This window comes from Nostoc parmelioides FACHB-3921, assembly GCF_014696625.1.
GTDB lineage: Bacteria > Cyanobacteriota > Cyanobacteriia > Cyanobacteriales > Nostocaceae > Trichormus > Trichormus parmelioides.
In genome coordinates this window covers 1-12,440 of sequence record NZ_JACJQL010000036.1, presented here as the reverse complement: position 1 = coordinate 12,440, position 12,440 = coordinate 1, and the positions used below count along the sequence as shown (strand labels likewise).

Annotated in this window: 9 protein-coding genes; 5 read left to right on the top strand and 4 right to left on the bottom strand. The window is 41.4% G+C overall.

The features are described 5' to 3' along the window. Positions 1–482 precede the first annotated feature (482 nt). Complete coding sequence (locus tag H6G14_RS20995) at positions 483–4,355, top strand: PAS domain-containing hybrid sensor histidine kinase/response regulator (RefSeq protein ID WP_190569260.1); 3,873 nt, start codon at positions 483–485, stop codon at positions 4,353–4,355. A gap of 46 nt (positions 4,356–4,401) precedes the next feature. On the opposite strand, the gene H6G14_RS20990 is transcribed toward H6G14_RS20995, so the two are convergent. Then, complete coding sequence (locus tag H6G14_RS20990; RefSeq protein ID WP_190569257.1) at positions 4,402–5,244, bottom strand: methyltransferase domain-containing protein; 843 nt, start codon at positions 5,242–5,244, stop codon at positions 4,402–4,404. Between the two features lie 218 nt (positions 5,245–5,462). Here H6G14_RS20990 and H6G14_RS20985 point away from each other — a divergent pair, with 218 nt between their 5' ends. Continuing rightward, positions 5,463–6,797: a TrkH family potassium uptake protein gene (locus tag H6G14_RS20985; protein ID WP_190569255.1), complete on the top strand. Its 1,335-nt coding sequence runs from the start codon at positions 5,463–5,465 to the stop codon at positions 6,795–6,797. Between the two features lie 403 nt (positions 6,798–7,200). Continuing rightward, a complete protein-coding gene (locus H6G14_RS20980) occupies positions 7,201–7,896 on the top strand; it encodes an NAD-binding protein (protein WP_190569254.1) in 696 nt (231 codons plus the stop codon). Between the two features lie 147 nt (positions 7,897–8,043). Here the strand turns inward: H6G14_RS20980 and H6G14_RS20975 are convergent, their stop codons facing one another. Together H6G14_RS20975 and queA are read right to left on the bottom strand one after the other, a co-directional pair. Beyond that, on the bottom strand, positions 8,044–9,201 hold the full coding sequence (locus tag H6G14_RS20975) for a tetratricopeptide repeat protein (RefSeq protein WP_190569252.1): 1,158 nt from the start codon (positions 9,199–9,201) through the stop codon (positions 8,044–8,046). 137 nt (positions 9,202–9,338) lie between these two features. Then, positions 9,339–10,535 carry a tRNA preQ1(34) S-adenosylmethionine ribosyltransferase-isomerase QueA gene (gene queA, locus H6G14_RS20970; protein WP_190569250.1) on the bottom strand — a complete coding sequence of 399 codons (1,197 nt, stop codon included), beginning with the start codon at positions 10,533–10,535 and terminating at the stop codon, positions 9,339–9,341. 222 nt (positions 10,536–10,757) lie between these two features. Here queA and H6G14_RS20965 point away from each other — a divergent pair, with 222 nt between their 5' ends. Together H6G14_RS20965 and H6G14_RS20960 are read left to right on the top strand one after the other, a co-directional pair. Further along, positions 10,758–11,147, top strand: a complete 390-nt coding sequence (locus H6G14_RS20965) for a hypothetical protein (RefSeq protein WP_041457080.1) — start codon at positions 10,758–10,760, stop codon at positions 11,145–11,147. Positions 11,148–11,697: 550 nt separating this feature from the next. Next, the gene (locus H6G14_RS20960) at positions 11,698–12,129 is read left to right on the top strand and encodes a lysozyme inhibitor LprI family protein (RefSeq protein ID WP_190569248.1); all 432 of its coding nucleotides are present in this window, start codon (positions 11,698–11,700) and stop codon (positions 12,127–12,129) included. A gap of 163 nt (positions 12,130–12,292) precedes the next feature. On the opposite strand, the gene H6G14_RS34350 is transcribed toward H6G14_RS20960, so the two are convergent. Further along, positions 12,293–12,433 carry a zinc ribbon domain-containing protein gene (locus tag H6G14_RS34350; RefSeq protein ID WP_422394092.1) on the bottom strand — a complete coding sequence of 47 codons (141 nt, stop codon included), beginning with the start codon at positions 12,431–12,433 and terminating at the stop codon, positions 12,293–12,295. Positions 12,434–12,440 lie beyond the last annotated feature (7 nt).

Below are 12,440 nucleotides of genomic sequence, written 5' to 3'. Positions count from 1 at the left end.
AAAGTATTTTTGTCTGGAGAAAAATTTTATCTACCGCCCGTTTTTTTATATTTTTAGAAGCATTTTACCAGTGGTAATTATAAGCGCAAAAATAAAATGGTAAAGATTTTAAGTGTTCACGGCGTTTAAGAAAAATTTAATTGCTGGCACAGCAAAAAATATATATATAGATAGATGTAAACTAATACTTTTGACAGTAGTTTAAATCAAGGAACCGCGCACATCGATAGTAAATTATCTTAAACATTCCCATCGTATAGTAATCCGATTTGATTATGGTTGATATAGCCTACGCTTGCGCGTAACAATATAAGTATCTAAGCCACTTGCTCCAAGCAGGGAAACCCCTTGTCTACGTTCGCGGAGCTTTTCCCAGGGAACATAGAGAAGATTAAACTGCTTTACCAACGCATTGGCTCCCCTACGTACAATTCAAAAATCAAATAGTAGTCCCAGATATAAATAAAGTTACAAAAGCTTCAATGTTAGAATTCAAGCACTTGCGACTGCACAATATGCACGGTTCACTAGTGGCAAAAACTGCAAGTGCGATCGCCATGTTGGTTAGTAGTTCCATATTAATTGGCTGGCTACTTGATATAGAAATACTCAAAACATTTTTTTTGGGTAGTTCCAGGAGCATGACACCGAATACAGCGTTGTGCTTTTTACTGTGTAGTATTTCTGTATGGATTTTAGTAACGAAAACGTTGGGGGAATCATATCCTAGCCAGAGTCACAAGACCTACAAAAAACTCTCTAGAGCTTTTAGTCTCACTATTATCAGTATCGCTGCGCTAACAATTTGCCAATATTTATTTGGCTGGGAATTGGGAATTGACAAACTGCTTTTGAGTGATTCTCTTACTACCATCAATACACCACATCCAGGGCGGATGGGGTTGAATACAGCAATTAATTTCCTCCTTATAGGTGTAGCCTTAGAACTGCTGATTTATCCCCGAAATCATCGCAGCTATTGGTATGCTCAGATCCTCACTCTCTGTACCACCGTAATTTCCTTACAGGTGGTTGTTGGTTATGCTTATAAAGTGAATTTTTTTTACACAATTAATCCAAATGTTACCTCAATGTCTTTGCAGACAGCATTATTATTTATAGTGCTGTGTATTGGCATTTTGTCTGGACGCTCAGAAAAAGGGCTGATGAAGATAGTGTTTAGCGATAGCTATGGGGGTTTAACTGCACGTCGCTTATTATTAGCAGCGATCGCTGTACCTTTGTTTTTGGGGTGGTTAATCCTCCAAGGGCAAAGAGCCGGCAGATACGGCCCTGCCTTTGCCGTTTCAGTGTTTGCCATTATATTAATTGTTATTTTTGCCATCATCATCTGGCAAAATGCAGTAGTCATCGAACTTTTGAGCCAACAACGCGATCGCGCTCAAGAAACCTTAAAAGCTTATGAAGAAAAACTAGCAAGCCTTGTCGATGCCAATATTATCGGGATTATATTTTCAGACATTTACGGTGGTATCCAACAAGCCAACGAAGCATTTTTGATGATGGTTGGTTATTCTCACGAAGACTTACTTACAGGCAGACTTAATTGGAAAGATATCACACCACCAGAATATATCTACTTAGATGAGCAAGGTATTGCGGAAGCTCAAGTCAACCCCAAAGGAGCTTGTACACCTTATGAAAAAGAATACATTCACCAAGATGGCAGCCGCATTCCCGTATTAATTGGTTATGTATTGCTAGGAGAAAAACGCGAAGAATCTGTTGCTTTTATTTTAGACTTAAGCGAACGTCAACAAGCACAACAGAAAATACTCCAACTTAATAAAGATTTACAGCGCCGCGTCGTCGAATTACAAACTTTATTAGACGTGATACCTATTGGCATCGGTATAGCAGAAGATCCAGAATGTCGAAATATTAAAATTAATCCAGCTTTTGCCAAGCAGTTGCAGATTTCGCCAGATGTCAATGCCTCCCTCAGCGCTCCCCAAGATCAAAAACCAACAACATTTAAAATATTTCACGAAGGTAGAGAGCTTTCACCAGCAGAAATGCCCATGCAGTACTCTGCGGCTCACGGTGCGGAAGTATTAGATTATGAGGTTGATGTAGTTCATGACAATGGCGCAATCATCAAATTGCTGGAGTACGTTGCCCCACTGTTTGATGAAGATGGCAAAACCAGAGGCTGTATTGGTGCCTTTGTAGATATTACACAACGCAAGCAAGCAGAAGAATTGCTGCGAAACGAGCAAAAATGGCTAGAAGATGTATTAAATCTGATGCCAAGACCGTTACTGTTTATTGAGCCGGAAACCGCACGGGTTACCTTTGCCAATCGGGCAGCAGATGAATTAGCGGGTGGTAAATTTCCTATAGGAGTACCAGCCGCAGAGTATCACACTGTTTATCATTTCACAGATGCCAACGGTAACCCCGTATCTAACGAGCAGATGCCTGGAGTGCGGGTTGCTAGAGGAGAACGTCTAGAAGGATTAGAGTTAGACTGGCATACCAACGAGGAAGTACTATCTTTACTTATATTTGCTGATACCTTACCAGCCATGCACGGTTATCCAGCTACCTGTGTAGTAGTGTTTCAAAATATAACTCAGATCAAGCAGGCAGAAAAAGCTTTGTCCTTGGGTTATCAACGATTACAACTACTATTTAGTACAGCTAATGACCTGTTATCAAGTCAAGAACCAGTAGCACTGATTGATGGTTGCTTCCAGAAACTGGCAGAGCAAATTGGACTGGATGTTTATTTCAACTACCTAGTAGAAGATAATTCTCAGTCTATGCGTTTAGCTTCTTATCGAGGCATTTGTCCGGAACTAGCACAAGAAATAGAGTTTTTAAGGTTTGGTGAAGCCATCTGTGGGACAACTGCTCAGGAACGTCGTTCCATCGCTTTAGAGAACGTCCAGCAGTCAACTGACCCTAAAACACAGCTAATTCGCTCTATGGGGATTAATGCTTATTACAGTTATCCGTTGATTGCTCAAGGCAGACTTTTAGGGACACTCTCCTTTGGCAGTCGCAGCCGTACCAGTTTCACCGAAAATCAAAAGGGGATGATGCAGGCGGTTTGCGACCAAATTGCGATCGCAATGGAACGAATGGAACTGATTAATTCTTTGCAACGGCAGACAGAACAATTAACAGAAGCCAATCGCATGAAAGATGAGTTTTTGGCTATCTTATCCCATGAATTGCGATCGCCTCTCAACGCCATTCTCGGCTGGGCGCAGTTATTACAAGCCCGTAGGCTGAGTGAAGCGCAAACCGCCAAAGGCTTAGAAACCATCGAGCGCAACGCCAAAGCTCAAACCCAACTCATTGAAGACTTACTCGATATTTCGCGGATGATTAGAGGCAAGTTACGTCTCAACGTCCGCACTTTTAACCTGATTCCCATCATTGAAACAACCATCGAGAATATTAACCTCGCCGCCCAAGCCAAAGAAATCGATTTAACATTCTTCTTAGAAAATCCAGCTACCGAAAACTTACCATTTCAGATTTCCGGCGATCCAGAACGCTTACAGCAGGTTATTTGGAATTTGCTCACAAATGCCATTAAATTCACACCTTCTGGCGGCAAAGTAGAAGTTAGACTCACCAAAAATCCTGGTTGCCAACAAAACGAACTCATCACTAATAGCTACGCACAAATCCAAGTCATCGATACAGGTATAGGTATTAATTCCAGCTTTTTACCTTACGTATTTGACCGCTTTCGCCAAGCTGATAGTTCCATCACCAGATCCCACGGTGGTTTAGGATTAGGTTTAGCGATCGTCCGCCATCTAGTAGAGTTACATGGCGGTACAGTTAATGTACATAGTCCCGGTGAAGAACAAGGTTCTACATTTACAGTCAAATTACCCCTCCTCTCGGAAAATAAAGCAACTGCTATCGAGCCAATTAGCCCAAGAGGAGAAAATCTCACCCCCTTGCCTTTATGTCCTTCGCTGTTGGGGGTGCGGGTGTTAGTGGTAGATGACGAGTCAGATTCTCGTGATTTCATCGGCACAGTATTAGAGCAATGTCAAGCCCAAGTTACAGCAGTAGCAACAGCAAAAGAGGCATTACAGATAGTTTCCCAATGGAAACCAGATGTTTTGGTAAGTGATATCGGAATGCCAGAAGAAGACGGCTACTCCCTAATTCGCAAACTACGCTCCTTACCGCCAGAACAAGGAGGAACCATTCCCGCCGCCGCTTTAACAGCCTACGCCAGAGCCGAAGACAGAACAAGAGCCATCCAAGAAGGATTCCAACTACATTTACCAAAACCCATTGAACCCGCAGAATTGGCTACGGTTGTCGCCAGTTTAATTAAGCGTGGTCAGAGACGCGATTAATCGCGTCTGTACAATCATCAATCCCCAATCTCCAATCCCCAATCCCTCACTTATCCCCACAAAGTAACCCAAACCGAATTAACCCCCGTTCATAACCGCGACGCATTAAGCCTAGTGATAATGCTCCTTGGATGGTAGTCCAACCGGCGCGGAGTAAGCCGAATATTGCTTGGGGGGTAAAGGCGGAATCGATGACTATGTTCCAAAATTGAGCGACGGATTGCGACCAGTCGGCGGTGCGGATATTGTTTAATGTTAGTTGACGTGCGATCGCCTCATACTCTGGCAAAGAAATTACATAAGGCAAACAATACACCCGATAAATATCTTCTAGGTGTTTTTGTTCATCAGCCGTCAGTGGTGTTTCATCAGTAGGACGATGACACCATGTCACCATAATTAACTTACCACCCGGTTTCAGGACTCGGTAACACTCCTGCAAAAACTTGGTTTTATCTGGCATATGTTCGCCACTTTCCAGCGACCACACCAAGTCAAAAGAATTATCATCAAAAGGCATTGCTTGAGCATTTGCCACTAAAAACTGACTTCTACCACTCAAACCAGCTTCCTTGGCTCTTTCTGTGGCTCTAGCAGCTTGCACTGGACTCAGGGTAATTCCTGTAGCTTTAGCATTCAACTTTCCAGCCAAATACAGAGAACTACCACCAATACCACAACCCACATCTAGTATATTTTCTGCTGTTTGTACCCCTGCCCAAGTGAGTAATTCTTCAATTAAATCAATTTGCGCCTGACGACGGTTTTTTTGTTCAGTACCGTCTACACCATAATAACCGTGGTGCATATGTTCGCCCCAAATCTCTTCCCATAGCCCAGAGGAAGCGTCGTAAAATTGCTGAATTTGTTGGTATAGTGTTGCACTCATGAAAAAAGTAGTGTTAAGACAAAACAGAAATTAAAAAAAACATATTCGTAGGCTACCATGTGTGTTTTTAATTAAATAAGAAAGTTTTTATTTCGTCTCCAGGATCAACCTTATGGCTCTTATTAGGAATAACTTATAAGCCCACCCTTTTAAACCAACCTCCATGAGCTAAAGGATTTGATGATTTTGACCGTTAAATATTGAATTTTTAATTGCTTATGACCGTTTCGCGCACAGTTTGCTTGGGATTTCTAGCTGTCATCACAGTGGGAACTATCTTGTTGATGATGCCTTTCTCCACTAGCAATGGTAGTTGGAATGATCTGATTGTGGCTTTGTTTACATCAACTTCAGCAGTTTGCGTCACTGGTTTATCAGTGGTTGATCCTGGTACTTATTTTTCCTTTTGGGGACAGTTGTTTATTGCTTTGTTGGCGCAAATTGGTGGGTTAGGTTATATGACAAGTACTACCTTTTTGATTCTGCTGATTGGTCGCAAATTCGACCTCCGGCAAAAAATCGCTATTCAACAAGCTTTAGACCGACCTGGTATGAGTGGTAGCGCCCAAGTTATTCGCTCAATTATTGCCACAACCCTAATTTTTGAAATTACAGGTGTCTTTTTATTATTACCAGCTTTTGTCCCTGATTATGGCTGGAATCAAGGACTATGGTTAGCTATATTTCATAGTGTTAATGCCTGGAATAATGCTGGCTTTAGTTTATTTAAAGATAGTCTAATTGGTTATCAATCTTCTTCTTTAGTAGTGTTCACAGTTACGGGATTAATTATATTTGGGGGAATTGGTTATCAAGTAATTCTAGAAACATATATTTGGTTGCGCGATCGCATCCTCAAAAAAAAGGAAACTCTGGTCTTTTCATTAGATTTTAAAGTCGCTACTAGCACGACACTAATACTTCTATTTCTAGGCGCAATCGCATTTTTTTGTATAGAAATAAGAAACCCACAAACCTTTGGTTCACTTAATTTACGCGATCAATTTTTAGTAGCTTGGTTTCAATCAGTTACTCCCAGAACTGCTGGCTTTAACACCATTGACATTGGCAAAATGACAACGGCGGGTCTATTTATCACAATTGCCCTCATGTTTATTGGTGCAAGTCCTGGCGGTACAGGAGGAGGCATGAAAACTACCACACTGAGAGTTTTAACTAGCTGTACTAAAACAATTCTTCAGGGTAAAGAAGAAGTTTTATTATATGAACGTAAAATAGCAGTTGCTCTCATTTTAAAAGCAGTTGGTGTTTTGGTTGGTTCGATAGCAACCGTCATTTTAGCCACAATTCTCATATCTCTTACAGACCCAAAACTAGATTTTATTCAAATTCTGTTTGAAGTCGTATCAGCCTTCGCTACCGTTGGTCTTTCAACTGGTATTACAGCTAGTGTTTCCCCAGCAGCAAAACTAGTTTTAATTATCACCATGTATGTAGGTAGAGTAGGAGTTTTACTACTAATGTCTGCTATATTAGGAGATCCGCGACCGACAAGGATTCACTACCCTGAAGAAAACTTACTTGTAGGGTAACTGAAGGAGACAGGAAGCAGGGGAAGTCAGGAAAAATTATTGGCAACTGACAACTGTAAGGACGGGTTTACAGATATCCTCACTCTGGGAAGATGATCTTAATAAACCCGCCCCTACTAACAACTGATAAAATCTGAAAGAACAAGCAAAATAAAACTTTTAATTAATTTAGTCTAAGAGGATGTTTGAAAAGTATCATTGCTAACACCAAAATCTTAAAAACCTAACCCCCCAGCTTCCCTGCGTTCGCGCAGCGTGTCGGAGACAGGGAATGGGGGTTTCAAAGCCTCTCTCCGTGTCGGGGAGAGGTTTGGAGAGGGGTTTCTAGTATATTTTCAACTTTTTAAACACCCTCTAGGAGTTTTTGCTTTCAATACAGGGATTAATAATAAGGATTTCAACTGTGAATTTGTCATCGCTAGGTTTTTTTCGCAGTTTACGCAAAGATAATAACCAATTTGCTGTAATTGGCTTGGGTCGTTTTGGTCGTTCTGTCTGTTCAACACTGCACAAGTTAGGCTATCAAGTGCTAGCAACAGATATAGATGAAAAACGAGTGTCAGCCGCGTTGACCGAAGAAATAGTTGGTCATGCTTTACAACTAGATTCAACGGAAACAGCAGCCCTTAAGGAAGCGGGTATTCTGGAATTTGATACAGTAATTGTGGCAATTGGTAACTATGTTCAAGAAAGCGTAATCACCACTTTAAATGTCAAGGAAGCTGGAGTGCCTCACGTTGTTGCTAAAGCCTCTAGTGAAGTCCATTACAAGCTATTAAAGCGGGTTGGTGCAGATCATGTTGTTTTTCCTGAATATGAGGCGGGTTGTGCGTTAGCACGTACACTGACGAAGCCATCAATTCTTGATAGATTCGACCTTGATCCAGATAACAGTATCGTAGAGTTAATTGTGCCAGATGAATTTCACGGGAAAACTATTGCAGAATTGCAGTTACGTAACCGTTACGGGTTGAATTTATTAGCCGTGAGTCAAGATGGTAAATTTCAAATTAACCCTAACCCCGGTAAACGTTTAGAACGTGGTACGGCAATGGTGGTTATAGGTTGTAATAAAGATATTAATCGTTTGCCAATTTAAAACAAAAAAATATGACGGACAAAATACCCGTCATAGAAGAATTTGATGCTTCCCCTTTTTAAGGCAGAGTAGGGCAGGGGTTAGCGCAAAGGCACGCAGAGGTTTTCTGGTGATAATTCGCTATTACTAAAATAATTAAGCGTATTTTTATCGAGAATTGGTATTAGGAAATATTGGTGGAAACTGCTTTTGTTCATCCAAGACGGGTACTGCACCAGAATTAGCTGGTTGTTCTTTTGGTGCTACTAGTTGAGTTAGTTTTTCTAAGAGGTTGTTTGTAGAGTTGTCTGTCGGCTTGGGTGCGGATGCTTGTCTTTGTTGCAGCTTTTGTTCCTCGATTTTCTGAGCAACTTGCTGCATGAACTGCTCGGTCTTCTCTATTTGCTCCAGGTTCCCTTGTTGACTGTATTCTTCCTGAGCGCGTTTAAAGGCGTTACTAGCTTTTTGCAGGTCACCTTGGTTATATAAAGTTATTCCCAAGTTATAGTAAGCTAGGGCATTTTTGGGGTCTTGGCGAACAGCTTGGGTATAAGCGGCTATGGCTTCTTCTGGTCGTCCTTGCATTGCCATCAGGCTGCCTAAACTACTATAAGCTGCCGCATTTTTGGGATCTAACTTCAAAACTTCTCTATAGGCAACGATCGCCTCTTCCATTTTACCTGTCTGTTGCAGAGCGATCGCTAAATTGTGATGAGCGTTGATTTTACTGGGTTCGAGATTAACTGCATCTTGGTAAGCGGCGATCGCTTCCTGCAATAATCCTTGTTCGTATAATACCAAACCCAAGTTATAATGAGCCTCCACCCTTCTGGGATCTATCACTAAAGCTTGGCGATAAGCTGTAATAGCACCCTCTTTTTTTCCCTGTTGTTGCAATGCTAAACCCAAATTGTAATAAGTTTCTCCCAAATTTGGGTTCAGTCTAATCGCTTCCCCATACTCCTGAACCGCCACATCTAGACGGTTTTGCATCAGGTAAATATTTCCTAGATATGTTCTAGCCATTGCTAAATTGGGTTCTCGCTGTAACGCTTGGCGAAAAGCATTTTCTGCACCTTCCCAGTCGCTGCGGTTGTAGCGTGTAACACCCTGTTGGTAAAGACTAGCTGTTTCCAAATCCTGAGAAATGGGAGTTTGTGCCAACAACTTGCTTCCTGGTAAATTCACAACCGGTGTAGCCAACACCAAAAAAGCTGATGCAGCACAGAGAACACCCAAATGCGGCTTTTGCCAATCCGAAATATGCTGACAGGTGATTGACGATAAACCGCAAAACCACTGTTTAAGTTGATGTTGTTTATACATAGTGGTATCTCTGTACTTATGGTTAAGATCCTTACAAGTAAGAGTACCCACTACAACATGAAAAATTTAAAATTCAAAATTAAAAAATTTTGAAGCCAAGGTGAACTAATGTACAGAGGGTGTATACGCCTCTTCTATTACTTGCCTCCTCTGGCTTCCGGTAGAATCAACATGGCATCACCAAAAGAGTAGAAACGATATTGAGAGGCGATCGCTTCCTGGTATATACTTAACAATCGTTCTCTGCTAATTAACGCACTTACTAGCATTAATAAACTAGAGCGTGGCAAGTGAAAATTAGTAATTAAACCCTCTACAACCTGCCATGTATAGCCAGGATAGATAAATAAGTTGGTTTTTCCACAAAATTCTTGTAAATCGCCAGATGCGGCTGCTCCTTCTAAGGCTCGCACTACTGTAGTTCCTACAGCAATAATTCTACCGCCAGCTGCTTTGGTGGCTTTGATTTGTGCTACTGTGGCGGCGGGGACTTCAATCCATTCCTCGTGCATTTGATGAGTGGCTACATCTTCCACTTCCACAGGACGAAAGGTTCCCACACCAACGTGGAGGGTAATAAAAGCTTGATTGATATTGCGATCGCGTAACTTTTCTAGTAACTCTGGAGTAAAGTGTAACCCAGCTGTAGGCGCTGCGATCGCTCCTGGTTGTTCTGCATACACAGTTTGATACTGTTCATCCGCCGCTTGAGATGCAGTGATATATGGCGGTAAGGGTATTTCCCCGAATTTATCTAAAACTTGCACCAAAGATTGCCCCTCTGGTAAGTCAAATTGTAATAAACGCCCTCCTGTGGCTTTGTCGGTTTCTAAAACAGTAGCGGTTAGCTGGTGGGGGCTGGGGACTGGGTTTGTTTCTTCATACCCATGCCCTATTTCCAGATTCCTAATACCTAGTCCTGTAAAAATAATCTGCGTGCCTTTTTTAAAGCGTTTTCCTGGTTTAACTAAAGCCAACCAACAGTTAAACTTGCGCTCTTCTAGCAATAAAATTTCTACTTCCGCGCCGGAGCTTTTGCGCCCGTATAATCTTGCGGGGATGACCTTCGTATTATTCATGATTAATAAGTCACCAGGACGCAAAATATCCGGTAAATCACGAAAAATTTGATGTAGTGGTGGTGTTTCTTTACCTGTTGTTTGAGAGTTGACGACTAGTAGACGAGAACTGTCTCTGGGAACTGCTGGATTTTGGGCAATTCTTTCTGGGGGTAGTACGTAATCATACCCAGCCAACGAACAATCTAAATTTGTATCCTCTGCTGCCGCACTAGAAGTTTGTTCAAGGTTTAATTGTAATATCTGTTTCTTCATTGAAATTCCCGATGCTTGGAATAAGTTTGTTTACATTTTTTTGACAAAAGTAGTCAATTTTAGACCTAAATTATAAGATTGACATTATGACGTAACACTTAAGCAATTTGATAATAAATGGGTAAACTCCCCCATGCAAAGACGGGGGCATTTACCCTACCGGGATACCAATCAATTGAGGAAGATAGAAATGTAAGATTGGATTTGATCCCAAACACCATGATGGAATACCTATACTATCTGGCAAATGCCAGTTTAACTCTGAGGGTCGTTCAATATCTACACGGTAGACCCCAGTTACCTGTTTCGTTCGTTACCGTGATTCATCAAATAGATGGTTGGGTGGTTAGGATCAAACTTAAAAATCCTGTCTCGTCCCAAGAAGATGGTGATTTTCGAGCCTTCCTAAATGAATTGGGAATTAGCTATGAGCCACCTATGCGTGTGCAAATGGCACTGTGGAGCTTAGAAGCTGGCCAATGTCCTGTAGATGTTATGCGCCGCTATCAAGTTGCGATCGTTTCACATGGAAGCCCAGAAAGAGAAGAAATAGAAGCTTTCCGTCAACAGTTTGTTAGAGGACTGGGTTACTGTCCAGAAACACTCGCGTAAAATCGATGGTCATAAACTGTGTATTTGCTCATTGGTAATTGGTAATTGATGGTAGCAAAATATCATTCACAACCAGTTACCAACGTCATGAGAAAAATTATTTTCTGGTAGCAAATATCAAAATAATCATTAAAATCACTAAATAATATTAGAGACTTCTAGATAAAAACTCCACCCACAAGGGGATGGAGTTTTGTGGTTTGTCAGCAGTCAATGGTAAGTGGCAAAGATACTTAAAAACCACTGACCACTGACAATAATGACTCGCGTAAAGCCTTCAGCATAGCTCCGCTTAACGCAAAGCATACCCCAGGGAAGCGCTATGAAAAATCTCCAAAACGTAGCGACTGTAATGAACGTCAAGCGCTCAGAAACAAAAAAGAAGCACAGAGGGAAAAGAAAAAAGAAGCCGTAGCGCACTCTACTAAACTGGCTGTAGGTTAGCGTTTTTTTTACACTTTGCCCGTAAAACTCAAATTTGATGGTGTAGGGGTATAAGGGACTCACAAAGCAATTATCCCATGATATTTTCACCCTACCCCCTTTCATCATGAAACCACCCATCCCCCAATCTTTGTTCCCTATCCTTGCTTGCAGTACTTTACTTTTTTCCACGGCAGCGATCGCTGACAGTGGGCGGAATGCCATCACCAAGCCAATGCTTTTGGCTCAAAACCTCAATTGCAATAACGCTCAAACTCAACTCGAAATTAATCAATGTTCAAAACAGTCCTATCAAAACGCTGATAAACAATTAAACCAAGCTTATAAACAACTTTTACCAAAGTTACAAAGTTCTAGAAAACAAAAGTTAATTGCTGCACAGCAAGCATGGATCAAGTTTCGTGATAGTAGCTGTGAGTTTGAATCCAGTCAGTATGAAGGGGGAAGTATTGCCCCTAGCGTTTATTTGAATTGCTTAGAAAAGCTGACACAACAGCGTACTCAAGAATTACAAGAATATCTGCAACCAGACCTTTAACAACTGCATCGACAAAGGGGTAGGGTATTAAACCAGAGCAAAAGCAACTGACATTGACACTCTCACCGCTACATTGCTTTAGCAATGTAGCGGGAGATTCTTGTTTCTCAGAAACACGCTTTTTGGCACAAGTACCAACGAGTCTTACTGTTTCTCCACAAGCTTAAAATTCTGTGTGTCCCACAGTATTTGTTGACAGTATTCTTATCCCTTCTGCTCTCAAGTTCCGTGAAGCATTTTCATCTCTGTCATGGGTTGTTTGGCAACTTGGACAAATCCACTCACGGATACTTAAGTTCAGCAAATCATTC

Bases quoted from the DNA above. Each gene is read 5' to 3' on its own strand.
- H6G14_RS20995 (WP_190569260.1), top strand. From the start codon at position 483: ATGTTAGAATTCAAGCACTTGCGACTGCACAATATGCACGGTTCACTA.
- H6G14_RS20990 (WP_190569257.1), bottom strand. From the start codon at position 5,244: ATGAGTGCAACACTATACCAACAAATTCAGCAATTTTACGACGCTTCC.
- H6G14_RS20985 (WP_190569255.1), top strand. From the start codon at position 5,463: ATGACCGTTTCGCGCACAGTTTGCTTGGGATTTCTAGCTGTCATCACA.
- H6G14_RS20975 (WP_190569252.1), bottom strand. From the start codon at position 9,201: ATGTATAAACAACATCAACTTAAACAGTGGTTTTGCGGTTTATCGTCA.
- queA (WP_190569250.1), bottom strand. From the start codon at position 10,535: ATGAAGAAACAGATATTACAATTAAACCTTGAACAAACTTCTAGTGCG.
- H6G14_RS20965 (WP_041457080.1), top strand. From the start codon at position 10,758: ATGGAATACCTATACTATCTGGCAAATGCCAGTTTAACTCTGAGGGTC.
- H6G14_RS20960 (WP_190569248.1), top strand. From the start codon at position 11,698: ATGAAACCACCCATCCCCCAATCTTTGTTCCCTATCCTTGCTTGCAGT.